The following is a 16,976-nucleotide window of genomic DNA, read 5'->3' on the forward strand; positions in this document are numbered from 1 at the left end:
CCCTCACTGCCGCAAGGATTCGCTATGCAGTTGTCGTTTCGTTCGTTGTCGATGTTCACTGCCGCCCTGTGTTTGGTACTGGCACTGGTCTGGGGCTTGATGCCTGACAGGTTGCTGGCGATTTGGGGTATTGAGTTTTCCTCTACGGCGGGCTTTGTTGCGCGGCGCATCGCTGTGCTGTTCGCGGCGCTGGGATTGATTTGCTATTGGGTTCGAAACGAGCCGCCGTCCGTGACTCGCAACGCACTGAGCAGCGGATTTATGGTCGGGTGTTTTGGCCTGGCAGCATTGGGTTTCGGCGAATGGCTCAATGGCCATGTCGGGCCGGGCATTTTGCTTGCGGTGCTGGCGGAGCTGGCGCTGGGCCTGGGGTTTCTTCAGACCCGGCGCGTGTCGGTAGAATTCGAAACCGCAGGTTAAAGCGCTTTACGCATCCACGGATGAGATATGACCACAGGATGCTGTTTGGTGCGTAGACCAGCGATCAACCCGTTGATTTCCCGACAGCCATTCAGTGTCGAGGCATCAATGCCGGTCACGTTCAATTCCAGCAAGTCGGTTTGACCGTCTGCATACACTTTTACTGTCATCGATAAGTCCGGAGACAGTGTGCATTGGCAGCGCTTGGGCAAAAAACTGCTTTCGATGATGTTGCGAAGTTCCAAGGCAGAAAGAAACATGGCGACCCTCTCCTTTTTGAGATTGCCAATCAATGATCGATGCTGGCTCATATGCAGTCCGACCAGCTTAGGAACAGACAAAGCATAAGATATGTCTGGAATTTCGCTGTGCAGCTCATCGGAAAATCAATGGCTTAGCGCCAGGACTGAGAAAAACCGCCGTGCAATCTGCAAGAAGGGCCCTGGACAGCGTTGCAAATTACCGGTGCAAGCGCCGGGTTTGCATTAGCGCCTGAGCGCAGTAAGAATGGCGCCACGAATTGATTACAAGCAAGGAGGCATCATGGGTTCTTTGACCTTTATTACGACTGTCGGACTAACGGTTGCCGGCCTGTCGAGCATCGCTCATGCCGCCACACTTGAAACCATCGCTCCCTTTCCAAAACCCGAAAGTGGTTTTACCCGCCAGGTCATCCACCTCACCCCGCAAACCAAAGAAGATGACTTCCAGGTCGAAATCCTCGCCGGCAAGACCCTGACCGTGGACTGCAATCGCCAACGTCTAGGGGGGATGCTTGAAGAGAAAAACCTGGAAGGCTGGGGCTACCCGTTCTACCGACTGGAAAAAGTCATCGGCCCGATGAGCACGCTGATGGCCTGCCCGGACGGCACAAGCAAAAAAGACTTCGTACCCGTGGTCGGCGATGGCTTCTTGCTGCGTTACAACAGCAAGCTGCCGATTGTGCTTTACGTGCCAAAAGACATCGAAGTCCGCTATCGGATCTGGTCGGCGTCGAGCAAGGTTGAGAAAGCCGTTCAGGAATAACTTCACCCCATCTCACGCAGGCGCGCAGCTTAACGCTGCGCGCTCGGCCACGTGGCGCAAACTGTCGAAGTTGATGTTGGCCCCTGAGTCGATGGCCACCAGCGTCTGACCACGGATACCGGTTTGCGCGACGTATTTTTTGATCCCGGCGACAGCCAGCGCGCCTGACGGTTCGGTGATCGAGCGGGTATCGTCGTAGATGTTCTTGATGGCGGCGCAAAGTTCGTCGTTACTGACCGTCAACACCTCATCAACGCAAAACCGGCAGACTTCGAAGCCATAAGCGCCGATCTGCGCCACCGCCACGCCATCGGCGAAAGTGCCGACGCTCGGCAGGACAACCCGTTCGTGCGCTTGTAGCGCTGCCGCCAAACACGCCGAATGTTCTGACTCGACGCCGATGATGCGCACTTCAGGTCGCAGGTATTTGACGTACGCGGCGATGCCTGCGATCAAACCTCCACCGCCCACCGGCACAAAGATCGCGTCGAGCGGGCCTTGATGCTGGCGCAGGATTTCCATCGCCACGGTGCCCTGCCCGGCGATCACGTCCGGGTCGTCGAAAGGCGAAACGAAGGTGCGACCGGTTTGTTCGGCCAGGCTCAACGCATAGTCGAGGGCGAACGGAAAACTCTCGCCGTGCAGCACAGCCTCCGCCCCGCGACTTCGAACCCCGAGCACTTTCAGTTCCGGCGTGGTACGCGGCATGACGATGGTTGCGACAATCCCCAACGTTTTCGCTGCCAGCGCTACACCCTGGGCATGATTGCCCGCCGACGCGGTGATCACGCCGCGCGCCTTTTGCTCATCACTGAGTTGCACCAGCTTGTTGTAGGCACCGCGAATCTTGAATGAAAACGTCGGCTGCAAGTCCTCACGTTTGAGCAGGATCTGATTGCCCAATGCCTCGCAGAGCGCCGGCGCCGATTGCAATGGCGTACGTACCGCCAGTTCATACACTGGCGCGGCGAGGATCTTTTTTACGTAATGCTCAAGCAAGTTTTGCTGGGCGAGAGTGCTGCTCATGGTCGTCTCCTGGCTGTGTTCGGAGCCCTGGAGACAGAAAGTAAAAACCCGCCTCTAGGGCGGGTTGGGTGCTGCAGTCGTGAGCTAGCCCGCCAAATAAGGAATGGCGGTAATAATGCTTGGCTGGCAGCGCAATACGGTGGAAGTCATGGCTGGAAATTAGCCTTGGGTTGGTGGCAAGTCAATGGCCAATTTTCTTCGGCTTCTGTAGGGTGCTGATTCTGCTCATTGTCCCACGGAAGGAAACCATGAAGTCTGTCGCCCTGCCCCCTCGTTGCTTTGATTGCCTTTTCCGGATACACCGTTTCGGTGATGCTCCAGGCTGAACAGTCGTTGGTTGATTTCGGTATCAGCCTGATGTCGCGGCCGGATACTGCGCAGGTGGTGATTGATCTTTACCTGTTGGCGACGCTGGCGGCAATCTGGATGTATAAGGATGCGCGCAAGCGGGGGCGGTCGGTGGCGTCGGTGATGCCCTATCTGTTGATCACGGCGATTTTTGTGTCTGTCGGGCCATTGTTGTATCTCGTCGTTCGGGGGCTGCAAACCCGAAAATAGTGTTCTTGAGATTGCCTTCGCGAGCAGGCTCGCTCTCACTTTGGATATGTGGCGTTTACATACCTGTGGGAGCGAGCCAGAGCCCCAGTACCGAGGGTTATTTCAGGCCAACCTTGTACAACGCCCCGTCGTCTTCGTCGGTCAACACATACAAATACCCATCCGGGCCTTGCCGTACATCCCGGATCCGGGCCTTGAACTCACCGAGCAAGCGCTCCTCGTGAACGACTTTATCGCCATCAATCTGCAAGCGGATCAACTCCTGGCTCACCAGCGCGCCGATGAACACGTTGTGCTGCCAGGCTTTGAAACGATCACCGTCGTAGAACGCCATCCCGCTCAGGCCCGGGGATTTTTCCCAGACATGATGAGGCCCCACGGTGCCTTCGGCGGTCTTGCCCTTGGCTTCCGGGATCGGCTGATCGGAATAGTTGATGCCGTGGGTTGCCAGTGGCCAGCCGTAGTTTTTACCTCGCTCGATGATGTTCAGCTCGTCGCCGCCTTGAGGCCCATGCTCGTTCTCCCAGAGCACGCCGGTCCACGGATTGAGCGCAGCGCCTTGCGGGTTACGCTGGCCATAGGACCAGATTTCCGGGCGCACGCCGGCTTGACCGACAAAGGGGTTATCGTCCGGCACTTGGCCGTCCGGGTAGATCCGTACGACTTTGCCTTGTAGCTTGTCGAGGTCCTGGGCCGTTGGCCGGTCATTGTTTTCGCCGAGCGTGATGAACAGATAGCCGTCGCGATCAAACACCAGTCGCGAACCGAAGTGGTTGCCGACAGAGAGCTTCGGCTCCTGGCGAAAGATCACTTGGAAGTCCTGGAGCGTTTTCAGGTCTTCGGACAATTGCCCTCGACCGACCGCCGTACCCGCCTTGTCGCCCGCGCCACCACCTTCGGCATACGACAGATACACCGTACGGTCCTGCTTGAAGTCCGGGGACAGCACCACATCCAGCAAGCCGCCCTGCCCCTTGGCCCAGACCTTCGGCACGCCATCAATCGGGGCGGACAGTTCGCCGTCAACGCTGACGACACGCAGGTTGCCCGGCCGCTCGGTGACCAACATGCCCTTGCGATCGGGCAGGAACGCGAGCGACCACGGATGTTCCAGCCCCTTGGTGATCGTGGCGACTTCAAGGGTGCCCTGTTCGCTTTCCAGTTCCTGGACCGGCGCGGCAAAAACGGGCGTTGCGGCGGTGTTCAGTGCGCAAGCACACAGGGTAGCCAAGAGGGTTTTACGCAACATGCACGATTCCTTTTGTCGTTCCTATTCAACGGTTGCTGGTGCCTGCATCTCGCGGAGGTGGATTGGGAATGAATATCGGTGGGCTCGTGGGAGCCGATTGACTTTGGGGGTAACGGTTGCCAATGCCGCCGTTTTCCAGGGTCGGAGGGCGCGGCGGCACCGGCACGGTATTTGGCGCTCGCATGGCCGGGGCGCTGGGTTGCGAGCCTTGCATGCTGTTCGGGTTGGCGCGGCGAATCGGGCTGTTGTAAGGATTGCTCGAAGCCCCTGTCGGGCTTTGGGCCAGCAGCAATAATGGCGATGGCGTCGCGTGCGCCAGACTGCTCAGCAAACCACTCAGCACCAATACGGCGCAGCCGAGCACATATCTGTTCATGGGGGAGCCTCTCTACGTGGATAGAGTCTTCGATAGCACGCTACGCCCGGGGTTCGGATTTGTTAACTAAAACCTCTTTCATAAGATGTAACACGAGACGACCACCCCCCCGGCCGGGGCCGCAACTGACTGAAACTTTTGCTTCAGGCCAAAGGTCACCTGATCATCACTTGCGAGAAGACGACCATGGCACGAGCAATCTGGAAAGGCGCAATCAGTTTCGGGCTGGTGCATATCCCTGTAGCGCTGGTGTCGGCGACGTCTTCCCAGGGGGTGGATTTCGACTGGCTCGACAGCCGCAGCATGGAACCGGTCGGATACAAACGCGTGAACAAGGTCACCGGCAAGGAAGTCACCAAGGAGCACATCGTCAAAGGTGTGCAGTACGAAAAGGGTCGGTACGTGGTCCTGAGCGAAGAAGAGATCAAGTCGGCGCATCCGTTATCCACGCAAACCATCGACATCTTTGCCTTTGTCGACAGTGAGCAGATCCCTCTGCAAAACATTGATACGCCCTACTACCTCGCCCCGGATAAACGCGGCGGCAAGGTGTACGCGCTGTTGCGCGAAACGTTGAGCAAAACCAATAAAGTCGCCCTCGCCCATGTCGTGTTGCACACTCGCCAGCACCTGGCAGCGTTGATGCCGCTGGAATCGGCGATGGTGTTGGTGATGCTGCGCTGGCCAGCGCAAGTGCGCAGCCTCGATACGCTTGAGCTGGGCAGCGAAGTGACCAAGCCCGAACTGGCCAAGGGCGAACTCGATATGGCCAAGCGTCTGGTGCAAGACATGAGCGCCGACTGGAAACCCGAGGACTATCGCGACAGTTTTGAAGACAAGATCATGGCGCTGGTCGAGAAGAAGGCCAATGAAGGCAAGATTGAGGACGTCGAGACGACGGGTGAAGAAGAGCGCAAAACGGCGGATGTTATTGATTTGACCGAGTTGCTGAAACGTAGCTTGGGTAACAAGGGCGCCGGGAAAGCCAAACCAGCTGCGCAGAAAAAAGCCACGAAGGCTTCTCGGGGCTAGTTCCGGATTTTGCGGTGTTTGTTATGGCCTCATCGTCGGAACGCCGCCCGGAGCAAGCTCGGCTCCTACAATGGATTTGTGTACGCCGCAAATCAATTGTAGGAGCCGAGCTTGCTCGCGATAGCTTAATCCGCCACAACACATAATTCAGATCAGAACAAACACCGCCAGCAACCCACCAAAAATCCCCCACTTCCCAAAATAGTAAAGCTTGCGATTGGTTTTCTTCAGCGCTTTGGCCCGCAGGCGGACTTTGTAGACTCTGGTAAACAAAAGGTTAATGCCGCCGGTCCTGTCGCCCTCTTCGTTCGGCGCGCCTGCCGCCGACATGATGTTACGGCTGAACCAGCCATTGAACGCCGCCGCCCAGCGGTATTTCATCGGGCGCTCGACATCACAGAACAGAATGATTCGGTTCTGTTGCGTGGTGTTTTCCGCGTAATGAATGAACGTTTCGTCGAACATCACCGCTTCGCCATCGCGCCAGTGGTAGTTCTCGCCGTCGACATTGATATAGCAACCGGCATCGTTCGGCGTTTCCAGGCCCAAGTGGTAGCGGTAGGAACCGGCATAAGGATCGCGGTGCCGGACCAGTCTGGAACCCGGCGGCAATTCGGCGAACATCGCCGCCTTGATCGAGCCGATGCCCTGCACCAGTTCAGTGGTGCGCGGGCAGAGTTTCATCGCCGAAGGATGGCTGTCGCCGTACCACTTCAGGTAAAACCGCTTCCATCCCGTCTTGAAGAACGAGTTGAAGCCGACATCGTTGTATTGATCCGAGCGCTTGATGTCCCCCGCCTTCAGCAGGTTCTGGCCTTCGGTGCGGATTTCTTCCCAGTGCGTCTGCAACGGGCTTAGGTCTGGGAAGTCCGCTGGATTGAGATAGGGCTTGTTGGGAATTTTCGAAAACATATAAAGGAAGCAATTGAACGGCGCCAGGAACGTAGAGTGATCGCTCAGTTGGCGGCCCAGCTTGTGGCGCACGCGACCGCGCAGGTGGACGTACGCAATGGAGGCAACGTAAATAAAGGCAATGATCAGTTTCACAGAAATCGTCACACGTCAGAAGTGAACAAACTGCCTTCCCTGCCAGCCTGTCGGCCAATGGACTTGTGCAGCGTCTGAAAACGAAACAGCGGACCCGATAGCGCCGTCGTCGAACCGGTAGCGGCTATCGGCCACCGTGTTGAAAAATCGCATTTTAGCCACGGTTTGTCACAAATAGTTAGCATTCAGGTGTGAAAATCTGTTCGCGGATACCGTCAATGCGCCCGAGCGGTCTCAACGCCCTATCGTTTAAAGAGCCAGACCAGTACAATCGCCGCCAAACATTACGCGCCCCCCTTGGTTGATGACGGGAATGAACCCCGTCTCAGCGCACTTCGACTCGGGCCAAGCGCTCCATATGCTGCTGTCCACTTATTGCCAGATGGACCTTCCGCTTCTGACCGGGATGCATTTCCCGTGGTTTGAATACCGGAAACGGGTACTGAATCGGTACTGCCGCAACCCTAGCTACTCTGAATGCTTCGCAGGAAAAACCTTTGATCTCTACAGCTAACATCACGATGCAGTTTTAATCGGGTGTTTCTGCGGGCTACAGCCAGCAAATACGGGGGTCTCAAGCCGCATCAACCCCCGGTATTTCTCTCCATTGGCCCAAAAATTGGCCCAAACCTCCGGCGTTCTGCCGACCGTAAATAACTCCAAATTTTCTACTTCTCGTCGATTCGCTCTCGCCCAAATCTCACGCCTCGATTACTGTATATATGAACAGCATCAATAAGGCATGGTCATGGACCCGTACGACATCGAAGACACCAGCGACTGGCTGGGATGCCCGACCGAGCTTGAGACCTGCACTCACTACCTGCGCATGCTGGAAAACGAGGTGCAGGAACTGAGCCTGCAATTGAGGAAGGCACGGGAAGACGTCTACGGGCTGGTGCAGATGTACGACGAAGTCGTTGCGCAACGCGATGAAGCAATGAGCAATCTCCGGCACAGATCCGGACAGCTCGCATTCGTCCGTAAGCAACTGTACGACCTCGACATAACGGCCAGAGGGAACAAACGCGAAGCAGACCGCCTTCGTGGGATGCTAGATGGCCTTACCCCCGAACCAAAAACGATCATTTAAGCTCAAAATTCATCTTTATGCCTCAGCTAACACCCGGATGCGGTATGAAATGCATTTTCATGATTGCTGACGATCCGCGTTTGCAGGGCCAAGTCGGCTTCGGAGAGCACCCGAGTGACTGAAAACGGCCAAAAACGGCCACTTTTATCACTGTCCGCCTGCAGAATCGTCCCTGGGTTTTCCTTTCTACCTTCTACTGCCGTGCCCCCTAAAGGCAAAGCGTTAGGTCTCCAATCCCGCTGGATAGCATCCGGATGAATCCCCCCCCCACATGTGGGGAATCTCATTGTTTGGGGGGAGTTTTCGTCTGAAGGAAGTAGCCTTGAACGTAGCGCTACAGACTCATGGCTTGCAGCCAAGCGTCTTTCATTCAAATGGCTTGATTCTTGCCTTATTTGCTCATACGAGGTTCATGAACCTCACAGCCCCCATTAGAAAACACTAAAATAAAAACAGCGGTATGGGAGATGCGTCATGTCGAATCACCCTCTGATGCTAACGGTTGTCTTCTTTTTTTACACCCTCAGCCTCGCTTGGTGGCTTTCCGAGGCTTTCCTAGATTTGCTTTGATTCGATGGAAAAAGTGAATAGAACCTGATTCTTCGCAGCTCCGAGGGATCGTTTATGGCTAGCTTTAACAATTTTCAACGCCCGGAATGGGTCGCTAGCTTCCTATAGCCAAGAGCTGCAATCGGCTGTGGCTTCAACCGGTCGACACAACAGATTGGCTTAATCGTTCAGCGGGCATTTCGTTGTTTAGTGTTTTTTGAGGGGGCGATCAGGCTGAAGTAGGTTTACTACAGCCATCACCAGATCATCACTAGACCAGGGCTTGGCCAGATACGTAGTTGAGTAGGGCACTATTGAGGCATCCAGCGCGTAGCCGGAGGTGAGAATCGTAGCGGTAGCGGGCCATTTCGCCTTAACCATCCTTATGAATTCCGCACCTTGGAGTTGACCTGGCAAAACTTGATCCGAGATCACCAGTGGGCAACCGTCCGGCATGCTCCGTAGGTAGGTCAAAGCGTCATCGGCAGAGTCAAAGTCTAAGGAAAGTTGACCGATCTCGTTCAAGATATCGACGATCAACTTGCGAACTTCTGGGTCGTCCTCAACAACGATCGCCCATCCCACTACCAGCGAGAGCTTTCCCCATTCTCTGGACACGCATAGCTCCTTTATCGGGTTCGAATTCCGAAACAGGCGGAGTTAACGTGTCCAGTGTAGGTGCTTTCTACGCGGCACTATGGATCCAATCGGCGGCGAAAAATGCCATAAGTGGGCACGTTGTGAACGGTTGAGGGAGCGTCGGCTTTGGGTCGACTGCGGCCCTTCGTGACAGGCAGAAATCCGCTATAAAGAGACGGTCTTGAAAACCGTCGACTGTAACAGGTCCATGAGTTCGAATCCCATCGCCTCCGCCATCTTTATACGACAAGGCCCTGATTATTCAGGGCTTTGTCGTTTCTGGGGTTTGCCGAAAATCTTGGCGCTCGACATGTGTTCCATAACTATTTTTGAAGTGTTCCAGAACTAACCCGCATTTCACCCTTCTCCGGCGTCCAGTCGACCGCTTCACCATCCCACTTGTGTCACACCACGTTTCGGCTGCTACGCTCACCTCTCCACGGAGGAATCGCGATGCCCAATTCAGACTTGCTCCCTTCCCTACTCTTCAAGATCAACGAAAATCAACTCGCCCTTGAGGCTGCCATCATGGAACTCACGCTTTGGGTTGAGCAGCGCGGAGCGGCCGAGGTCGGCGGCAATATCCGCGGCGCCCTTCAAACGATCGACAAGAACGAGGAATTCATCAAGATGACGCTCGCGGTGATGATGACACCCGAGTGACTGCAATCGGTTAATGGAGTCTGGTAAGTATGAACCGTTCTCGCTCGTCACAGGTTCAAAAGGACCTCGCCAATATTCTCGGTATAGAGATAACCAATGACACGTTCGATGTAGCGGCTGCACGCCTCTTAGATCATGTGGCCGCGGCCATCGGGCACGAACCAGCCGAGCCATCTAGTGACAGGCAAAGGGCCTATGCGGCTTCGCTCTGCTGCGACGTGACCAATGAGACCAAACGCGTTGCGAGTGCGAAAATCGGAGAAGCACTTTCCTCAAGAAACCAAGAGGCCATTTCCACCCTAGATCTTAAGCCTGGGGATCAAGTTGTACGTCTAACACAGTTCGAATACGACGGAGAATTGCGATCGTTTGAGCAGGCATTCGTGGTCTCATCCATCCAACCCAACGGCCGCGTTTTCTTCAAGGGTGGCAACGGCCAAGGCGCTTGGCCAACGCAATTACGAAAGCTAACAGAATTACACCGCAATTCTAAAGGGGTAAGGCAAAGTACTCAGGGCCAATGAAACCGGGCACTTCCTTACTTTGAAATACCCGGTTCTAGCCTGCTTTACACGGTCAGTGGTACAAAAATTGGTACGAGCCTCACCTTCTCCCGGCATTCTGTCGGATCGCCCTCAGCCAGCCTGCAGGAGCATTTATGACCCGCTCATATCTCACGGCAGAAGACGCTGCCTTAATCCTTGAATCAGGTTTCTCTCCTATGCGTTGCGTAGCAGAGCACTATGATTATCAACAGCGCGTACGATTCCAGGTCTCAGATAGCACGGGGAAGCCCATCCTGACTGTGAAAGACCTACTCAAACACGACTTTTCCGATCCCAATACGCTCAAATCGATGATCGAATCTTGGCGTAGCGATCTCGCCCAACGCAGTTTCAACCTGCACGACTGGTCCTTTCCTTGACCACCACCATGTCAAGGTGACCAAAAAATCTACGCAACCAATTGATCTATAACGATAAATAGACGTTTTAGCAGGAGTACAAAACAGTGGTATGCCCCTATAAGAATCAACAACTTAGCGTTGTAAGATCAACGAAAACCAACTTGCGCTCGAAACCGCGATCATAAAGCTGACGCTTTGGGTTGAGCAAAGAGGATCAGCGGAAGTAGCCGGCAAGGATAAACGTGAGTAATGGCTTTTCTGGTTTGACCGTTGTGCTTTGGCCGTTTGAGCAATGGATAGTGACTCTAAAAGTCGCGAGATCCAGCCTGTCCTTGAATTCCCTTCCATGGAGGCCACCCAGTTGGTGTCGGAACTCAATGGAAATCTGAAGTGAGCCTGCTCACCATCGCCAGGAGTTTGAAGCAAGCTGTCGCAGCATTCAGTAATGCTGACCTATTTTTATGATCCCGTAACTATTTTTCAGGAACCCGTGTCGGAGGCTGAACCACTGAGAAACCTGTCAACATCAACGCCCTGCACTATTAACATTAACATCTCCGCCTTTATAAAAAAGCCCTGCTAGATATAAGCAGGGCCTTTATTACTCGCATCAACACCTTTTATGGCTTATACAACTTGAAACGCAGGTACATTACTTACCACTGACATTTCGACACCAGTACGGGGATTACCTTCAAGATGAATCATGTTTAGCAAATGCCGATCACTTATACTGGAAAATTTTTGAGCCATATGTCGTGCCAAGGACTCACTAGCAGTCGTCAATACAAGGTTCATCGATGGCATTGATGTAGCGACGAGTCGAAATATATCCAACATCGCTACACGATTAAGGTCGTCCAAGTGGGCTATAGGCTCGTCTAAGAAGAAGCTGCCACCAGTATTTCGAGCCCGCGCGAGGTAAAGCGATAGCGCTAGATCCTGGCGTTGCCCTTGGCTGAATTTACTCTCAGCATCCAACCCCTCTTCATGCCCTTCCGCGAAGGCCGTCCAGTGCAAGTGATCAGTACCTTCAGACACCCCCAGTCCCTTGTAAACCTCATTCGCATGCATACGAGAAAATAGCTCAGCTGCTGGACCCAGCAGTACATCTAAACTTGAAGAAGTCAGCCCTTTGACGTGCGATTCATATTGCTCAATAGTCTGATCAGCGGCAGTGATATATTTCGACCCAACGTCCAACTTCGCTTGAAACCTGCTTCGCTCCTCATGGAGCTTTTTAAGCGCGCCAGCGTCAGAGTCAATGTTTGCTACTGCGTCGCACTCTTCCAGGAACTTTTTATATTCGATTGCCTGGTTACGGTCTAGCTCCACGTCAACAAGTGCAGCAAGCCGTTTTTCTTGCGTAATCTCACCGCCTTCAGTGACATCCACCCAGAGCGTATTAAACCTGTCAATCGCGGTAGACATTGCGGAAACGCTCGCCGCGTAAGACACCATTTGAGCTGTCTTCTCCTTGATCGCCGCCGACTGTCCTATTACGATTTTATCCAGTCGAATCCGCTCAGGACTAAATTCATCCATTTGTTTTTGGTAGTATGTAGCGTAGCTATCAAGCGCATTTATTACATCCTCAATACGCCCCGAAAAGGCTGCCTTAGGAATTACCGAGAAAAACTTTTCAAGCTCTGGAAGCTCCTCGAATATTCTTCCCAAATCAATGGCAGCTACAATACGCTCTTTCAAATACTCAAGCTGCTTCCAGGTAAGCGAAGAAAAATCTGGCTCTTGCATGATCTGCAAATAAGTGGTTCTAGCTTCAAAAGATGCAAGCTTTTCCTTCACTGCATTAAGCTGCTTCATGAACTGCTCATGAGCAAACTGCGCTGCTTTCGCTGCTGCTAGTGCTGCAGCTACAATTTGGGCATTAGTGCGGGCTAACTCCAGGTTATCAGAAGCCTCTTTTATGGATGGCGACATGAGCTCTTTTGAAGCTACTTTGTCGCGCAGGAGCTGCGCATCCTCCCAATGGTGCGTGCAGAGGGGGCAACGATGCGTGTCACTAGAGTTGAGAAGCTGAATTCCCAATTCTCTCAAGCGCTCTGAGGTGTCAGCCAAAGCATCAAATTTGGCCGACTGCCGAATCAATTCATCTTTGGCCAAGCTGTCTGCTGTCGCGGCATCTTGCAGATCAGTTGGGGGGGATACAAAATTATCCTCTAATCGACGCTGCTCGCGCACTAAGCTGCCAATTTCTTCTAAATTCTGTTCTAGAAAAACCAGTCCATCGCGCCAAGAAGCCTGTTTTTCCTTCCCCCATCCTAGCTCTGCAAAGCTCCCATAGAGCGACAATTGAGTTAAAGGAATTTGTGGAAAATATTCAGCTACACTAGGCAATCTAATGACAGCGCGTCCATTCTTTAAAATGTCGAGCTTTTCATTTGCCCATTCCACCGAACGCTTACCGTCACCATACTTTATATTCGCGACGCTTAACTCATCAGAGCTTTTCTTCTGCTGTTCAGTGAGCGTGAGATTTTCCTCCGCTAGTGCCGTGATAGAGCGCCGAAGGGTTTCAACCTGTTTCACAGATGCATGGAAATGATCCCATTGGCTCTGTAAATCTGTCAGGCCTTGGAAACGTGATTGGGCACGCTGTTCAAACATGCGCACTCGCAATTTAGCTTCACGCAAATCATTGACGAAGTTTTCGCCGCTCGGTGTAAGTTTGAAGCGATCAACTATCACTGCGAGGTTAGCGAGAGCGCTGGTTCTTCCCGGCGCACTTTCCTGAAGCCTGCGCTCGGTCGCTTCAATTTCGTTGCTTAGCCGAATGATATTTTCATGCAACCCTTTGGTGCTGGGCAATGCCTTCCTATAATCCTTTAAATCGCGAAGCGTACTGGTAAGGTGCCCAAACCCGAGAATATCGGCAAATATCTGTTGCCTTTCTTCCGCCCGATTATTGTCAATTAGCAATGAAAGAGAATTGGAATATAACCAGCGGCTGTTGCGTAGCCATCCACGCTTCGATTTCTTTGCCGCAGGCGTCGTTTTTCCAGAAATAGTTTCCGGAGTAAGTAAAGCCAGCAGTTTCTCATCACTTAGCTTGACGCGTTTGGCACCATCTCTAGATAGCCAGAAAGAGCTACCTTTGCGCAACATTTCATGCGGAACGTCGCCTATGAGGCACGTAGCCGAAACACTTGTCTCCCCCTTCCCCCACTGGCATCCAAGATCTTTAGTATCTACACCTTCAATTCCGCCTGTTAATAACCACTCCAACGCATAGCAAATGGTACTTTTGCCAGTACCATTTGCGGCATAAATGACCGTCAGCGGCGCATCTAAGGGTACTTCTAATTTGCCGGGCACGCCTCTGAAATTATTGATCTCGACGGAAAGAAATTTGATCGGAAGATTATTCATTCAAGTTCCACTCTTTACCGTGAAGATCTGCAAGTTCTTTGCTGCTCATGCTCGCGAGAGCATCGAGAAGATCAACTGCACCCATGTCATCCGGGGCGAACACTGGGGCTGCAGAAACTATTGCAGATCTGCCCAATCCGAGTGGGGTAATCCTTTCATAGCGCTCCCACCCCTCATCCCCTTTGATAACCGCATGCTTCCTCATGAAGAGGGTATTTCGCTCAACTTCAGCAATGAAGGGCTTGAATTCTGGCGCGGAGGAAACTGCAAGCACCAAGTACCCGTCTATCACAGCCCCTGTTTTTTCGCGCTGCAGTATTCGGGCATCCAGATAACTTTCTGCAAGCTTAGCAAGACGCGAGGCCTCCGAAGCATCAGCATCTGTGATGTCCACCAAGAGAAGAGAAGCAAATCCGGATTCCCAGCACCCCTGTTGGCCAGGCGCCTTTCCATTGGGCCAAAGGTTATCTTTCGCAGTCATCATTGTTTCAACAGCAACCAATGAAAAGCTAGCATCTACAGCTCGCTCATTAATGATGGCAATCAATTCATTTAACATCGACTTGATTCCTTCGCTGCATGATTTCCTCTAAAAATTCCTCTGGAGACATGTCATCTTCCTGATCATAAAGGCTCTCGATTTCGCCGAGATTGAATAGATGGACGCTCCTAGTTACCGTCGCCTCGGTTATTGATCGACTCACAGGCTGAGGGGTTGTAAATCGATAATCATGGCTACTTGGCTTGTGATTTTTTATAGAGCCTCTGCCCTGCACGAAAACGATCATATTTGGGTGAACTGTTGGCTGCCGAGCCCACATTGAGAGGTCTGCCTCCATATTTCTGATAGAATAGTCATTACTTGACCAAGCCATCAGAGCAATCTCACCGAGGTCTGGATCATCATATCGGATATGACCATGCCGATTAGCATCTAGAGACCACTGGCTTTGCGCCGGTACATTTAGAAAACTTAAAGCATGAATCGAACGCATGACATTGTCACCAGATGATGAAAGTAATTCTGGCGAAAAATCTTCTCCCGTTCTCATGCCGTAGCACGCCCTATAAGTGAAGCCTCTGCAATCTGACAGCTGTTCACTCTCAACGAGTTGACTTAATCGATCCAACTCCTGCCTGACCGATGCAAGATACTCAGTGGCTGGTGGATATCGATTGAAAAGTTCATGAAACTCTAAAGAATCAGGTGACAACTCATCTATCACCTTCCCATCTATCAGTCGTTGCGCTTTGACTAATTTCAGCGTCAAATCGCCAGTCCAGTCCATAGTAAACGTCAAAGCGCCACTGGTACTGCGGCGCACTACTCGCCCTGTTGGATTCACCAAAAAAGGAGTAGGTCGCGTCGACAACTCAATATCAACAGCAGGAAATACCCCCGAGGCACTCCAGAGCTTTGCGTCACATGTCATCAACCGAGAACTGTTCGCCGTAACAACGCCTATGGTCGAAATTGCTCGCTGCGCATAGTAATCTGCCGCGGAGCTCAAGATTTTTCTAACACACTCAACGTGCTGCGGAGACAGCACTAAATTTGGGCGCTTCGACTTATCTTCACTTTGACATGCCATGATCCTTCGCAATTGAGAGCGCCCGCCTTGAATGGCTGTTGTGAAGTCATTACCTAATGTTGGCCATAAGATTACATCTTCGAAAGCAAGCCTTAGTGACTGGTTTCCATGATCAAAGTCAGGATCACCAGGTTCATTCTCGACCAATACAAGGCATTTCCGATACTCGTCATCAGGTATGTTTACCCAACACCACCCCGCCTTGAAGGAGTGGTCTGATGAAGGGAGCCACTTCGACTCCAACCAAGCAAAATGATCCGAGGACTTCCATTCTAATAGTTGCTCCCCGGTAACCACCCCACAACCTATGGATAGCACTAATGGATAAGGATACTCTTGAACGAGCTCGTCAATTTCCTTCCAATCCCCCACCATCGCCGCGCTGGCTCCCGCTGTTAAAATGACAGGGCGAGAGCCAAACTTCTTGATTAACGTACCATCTACCGGGGACAGCATAGAACGCAAGAAGGCCAGGAGATCATTACCCTGCACGAGCGCCAGATTAAATTTCTGATGATCACCCAACTTAAATCTTAGGTACTCAGTTCTAACTGCGGAAACAAACTGCTCATCTCCTGCGGAGACTACCACGCCTCGACTTTCAAGAAGCTTCTTTATCTCCTCGGTAATAGCAGCACTATCAGACTCGAGTCTAAAATAAATCGACTTGATCCGAGGGTACTTATTCACCAAGCTGGAAAGATCATCTTTTTTGTGCATCCCCGTGTAGAGGGTATCGATACGCTCCCACACCAAATCACACAACTGAGCAGCAGTAAGCCCCTTCAAATCGGCATGATTTTGTAAAGTCTTGGAATCCGTTCGCGCTTGAAGAGCTCTTTCCTCAAACTCTGCACGCAGATCATCGAAACGCTTACGACCTTTATTGATCATAAATTCAGTTAAAATTGCAGCAGCCCCATCAGCCATTGCAACTATATACCGGAATGGCTCACCCTTCGGCGAAGCTATTTCTGGGCGAATATGTGCATATAGGAAGAATTTACACAGCTCTTTTATAACAGTGGCACGACTCAAATTCCCTTTCACCCGCTTGCACTGAATCACACCAACGGGCAAAGAATCTTTGAAGAGGATAACGTCCCGACCTTGGTCGGCACCGTCATTCAATCGACGAGCATCGTCGTACCATTCGTAGCCCTTCTCCCCCGCTAGCTGCCTATAGACGTCTGCGAGGATCAACTCGAAATGAGCATCCCCTATTAAGTCAAAGGGAAGTTGTCCACAATCGAAGGCGAAAACATCAGGCGATTTGGAGTCGCTTTTTCGAAGCTGTTCGTCATCTTCTTCGTCAAAGCATATTTCATCAGGAATCGTCAAAATCTCGCTCCACGCATCGAATCGACCATGCCGTGAATACCCACGACTCGTGCTGATCAGGCCTTGCG

The 16,976-nt window shown here is 52.4% G+C and carries 15 protein-coding genes and 2 pseudogenes; 8 read left to right on the plus strand and 9 right to left on the minus strand.

Annotated features, from left to right (window positions below; translation table 11 throughout):
* The first annotated feature begins 24 nt into the window (after positions 1–24).
* Complete coding sequence (locus tag KGB06_RS05900; protein WP_223512567.1) at positions 25–420, plus strand: hypothetical protein; 396 nt, start codon at positions 25–27, stop codon at positions 418–420.
* On the opposite strand, the gene KGB06_RS05905 is transcribed toward KGB06_RS05900, so the two are convergent.
* Positions 417–680: a DUF1652 domain-containing protein gene (locus KGB06_RS05905; RefSeq protein ID WP_223512569.1), complete on the minus strand. Its 264-nt coding sequence runs from the start codon at positions 678–680 to the stop codon at positions 417–419. The two genes, KGB06_RS05900 and KGB06_RS05905, sit on opposite strands and share 4 nt — an antisense overlap.
* Positions 681–963: 283 nt before the next feature.
* Here KGB06_RS05905 and eco point away from each other — a divergent pair, with 283 nt between their 5' ends.
* The gene (gene eco / locus KGB06_RS05910) at positions 964–1,446 is read left to right on the plus strand and encodes a serine protease inhibitor ecotin (RefSeq protein WP_223512573.1); all 483 of its coding nucleotides are present in this window, start codon (positions 964–966) and stop codon (positions 1,444–1,446) included.
* A 30-nt stretch (positions 1,447–1,476) separates the two neighbouring features.
* Here eco and ilvA read toward each other — a convergent pair.
* Positions 1,477–2,472, minus strand: a pseudogene (gene ilvA, locus KGB06_RS05915) (threonine ammonia-lyase, biosynthetic); the annotation flags it as partial.
* A gap of 248 nt (positions 2,473–2,720) precedes the next feature.
* Here ilvA and KGB06_RS05920 point away from each other — a divergent pair.
* Positions 2,721–3,030: pseudogene (locus tag KGB06_RS05920) on the plus strand (DUF2834 domain-containing protein).
* Between the two features lie 97 nt (positions 3,031–3,127).
* Here the strand turns inward: KGB06_RS05920 and KGB06_RS05925 are convergent.
* Positions 3,128–4,279, minus strand: a complete 1,152-nt coding sequence (locus KGB06_RS05925; protein WP_223512579.1) for a PQQ-dependent sugar dehydrogenase — start codon at positions 4,277–4,279, stop codon at positions 3,128–3,130.
* 25 nt (positions 4,280–4,304) lie between these two features.
* Positions 4,305–4,655: a hypothetical protein gene (locus KGB06_RS05930; protein ID WP_223512582.1), complete on the minus strand. Its 351-nt coding sequence runs from the start codon at positions 4,653–4,655 to the stop codon at positions 4,305–4,307.
* A 186-nt stretch (positions 4,656–4,841) separates the two neighbouring features.
* Between KGB06_RS05930 and KGB06_RS05935 the strand changes: the two genes are divergently transcribed.
* Positions 4,842–5,687, plus strand: coding sequence for a Ku protein (locus tag KGB06_RS05935; RefSeq protein ID WP_223512587.1), 846 nt, complete (start codon positions 4,842–4,844; stop codon positions 5,685–5,687).
* A 147-nt stretch (positions 5,688–5,834) separates the two neighbouring features.
* On the opposite strand, the gene lpxO is transcribed toward KGB06_RS05935, so the two are convergent.
* Positions 5,835–6,734, minus strand: a complete 900-nt coding sequence (gene lpxO / locus KGB06_RS05940; protein ID WP_223512598.1) for a lipid A hydroxylase LpxO — start codon at positions 6,732–6,734, stop codon at positions 5,835–5,837.
* Positions 6,735–7,482: 748 nt separating this feature from the next.
* On the opposite strand from lpxO, the gene KGB06_RS05945 reads away from it, so the two are divergent.
* A complete protein-coding gene (locus KGB06_RS05945) occupies positions 7,483–7,827 on the plus strand; it encodes a hypothetical protein (protein ID WP_223512601.1) in 345 nt (114 codons plus the stop codon).
* 756 nt (positions 7,828–8,583) lie between these two features.
* Here the strand turns inward: KGB06_RS05945 and KGB06_RS05950 are convergent.
* The gene (locus KGB06_RS05950) at positions 8,584–8,994 is read right to left on the minus strand and encodes a response regulator (protein ID WP_223512605.1); all 411 of its coding nucleotides are present in this window, start codon (positions 8,992–8,994) and stop codon (positions 8,584–8,586) included.
* 474 nt (positions 8,995–9,468) lie between these two features.
* On the opposite strand from KGB06_RS05950, the gene KGB06_RS05955 reads away from it, so the two are divergent.
* The 3 genes from KGB06_RS05955 (at position 9,469) to KGB06_RS05965 (ending at position 10,603) form a co-directional block, all read left to right on the plus strand.
* Positions 9,469–9,678, plus strand: coding sequence for a hypothetical protein (locus tag KGB06_RS05955; protein ID WP_223512607.1), 210 nt, complete (start codon positions 9,469–9,471; stop codon positions 9,676–9,678).
* Between the two features lie 29 nt (positions 9,679–9,707).
* Positions 9,708–10,202, plus strand: a complete 495-nt coding sequence (locus KGB06_RS05960) for a hypothetical protein (RefSeq protein ID WP_223512610.1) — start codon at positions 9,708–9,710, stop codon at positions 10,200–10,202.
* A gap of 134 nt (positions 10,203–10,336) precedes the next feature.
* A complete protein-coding gene (locus KGB06_RS05965) occupies positions 10,337–10,603 on the plus strand; it encodes a hypothetical protein (protein WP_223512614.1) in 267 nt (88 codons plus the stop codon).
* A gap of 609 nt (positions 10,604–11,212) precedes the next feature.
* Here KGB06_RS05965 and KGB06_RS05970 read toward each other — a convergent pair.
* From KGB06_RS05970 to KGB06_RS05980, 3 genes are read right to left on the minus strand one after another with little or no spacing between them, the layout of a single operon-like run.
* Positions 11,213–13,975, minus strand: a complete 2,763-nt coding sequence (locus KGB06_RS05970) for an AAA family ATPase (protein WP_223512616.1) — start codon at positions 13,973–13,975, stop codon at positions 11,213–11,215.
* Positions 13,968–14,534 carry a hypothetical protein gene (locus tag KGB06_RS05975; RefSeq protein WP_223512623.1) on the minus strand — a complete coding sequence of 189 codons (567 nt, stop codon included), beginning with the start codon at positions 14,532–14,534 and terminating at the stop codon, positions 13,968–13,970. The genes KGB06_RS05970 and KGB06_RS05975 overlap by 8 nt, the downstream gene beginning before the upstream one ends.
* Positions 14,524–16,908: an ABC-three component system protein gene (locus KGB06_RS05980; protein ID WP_223512624.1), complete on the minus strand. Its 2,385-nt coding sequence runs from the start codon at positions 16,906–16,908 to the stop codon at positions 14,524–14,526. Before KGB06_RS05980 ends, KGB06_RS05975 begins: the two co-directional genes overlap by 11 nt.
* Between the last annotated feature and the right edge of the window lie 68 nt (positions 16,909–16,976).

The organism is Pseudomonas sp. GL-B-19 (assembly GCF_019956415.1).
Classification (GTDB): Bacteria; Pseudomonadota; Gammaproteobacteria; order Pseudomonadales; family Pseudomonadaceae; genus Aquipseudomonas.

Bases quoted from the DNA above. Each gene is read 5' to 3' on its own strand.
- KGB06_RS05900 (WP_223512567.1), top strand. From the start codon at position 25: ATGCAGTTGTCGTTTCGTTCGTTGTCGATGTTCACTGCCGCCCTGTGT.
- KGB06_RS05905 (WP_223512569.1), bottom strand. From the start codon at position 680: ATGTTTCTTTCTGCCTTGGAACTTCGCAACATCATCGAAAGCAGTTTT.
- eco (WP_223512573.1), top strand. From the start codon at position 964: ATGGGTTCTTTGACCTTTATTACGACTGTCGGACTAACGGTTGCCGGC.
- KGB06_RS05925 (WP_223512579.1), bottom strand. From the start codon at position 4,279: ATGTTGCGTAAAACCCTCTTGGCTACCCTGTGTGCTTGCGCACTGAAC.
- KGB06_RS05930 (WP_223512582.1), bottom strand. From the start codon at position 4,655: ATGAACAGATATGTGCTCGGCTGCGCCGTATTGGTGCTGAGTGGTTTG.
- KGB06_RS05935 (WP_223512587.1), top strand. From the start codon at position 4,842: ATGGCACGAGCAATCTGGAAAGGCGCAATCAGTTTCGGGCTGGTGCAT.
- KGB06_RS05945 (WP_223512601.1), top strand. From the start codon at position 7,483: ATGGACCCGTACGACATCGAAGACACCAGCGACTGGCTGGGATGCCCG.
- KGB06_RS05955 (WP_223512607.1), top strand. From the start codon at position 9,469: ATGCCCAATTCAGACTTGCTCCCTTCCCTACTCTTCAAGATCAACGAA.
- KGB06_RS05960 (WP_223512610.1), top strand. From the start codon at position 9,708: ATGAACCGTTCTCGCTCGTCACAGGTTCAAAAGGACCTCGCCAATATT.
- KGB06_RS05965 (WP_223512614.1), top strand. From the start codon at position 10,337: ATGACCCGCTCATATCTCACGGCAGAAGACGCTGCCTTAATCCTTGAA.
- KGB06_RS05970 (WP_223512616.1), bottom strand. From the start codon at position 13,975: ATGAATAATCTTCCGATCAAATTTCTTTCCGTCGAGATCAATAATTTC.
- KGB06_RS05975 (WP_223512623.1), bottom strand. From the start codon at position 14,534: ATGTTAAATGAATTGATTGCCATCATTAATGAGCGAGCTGTAGATGCT.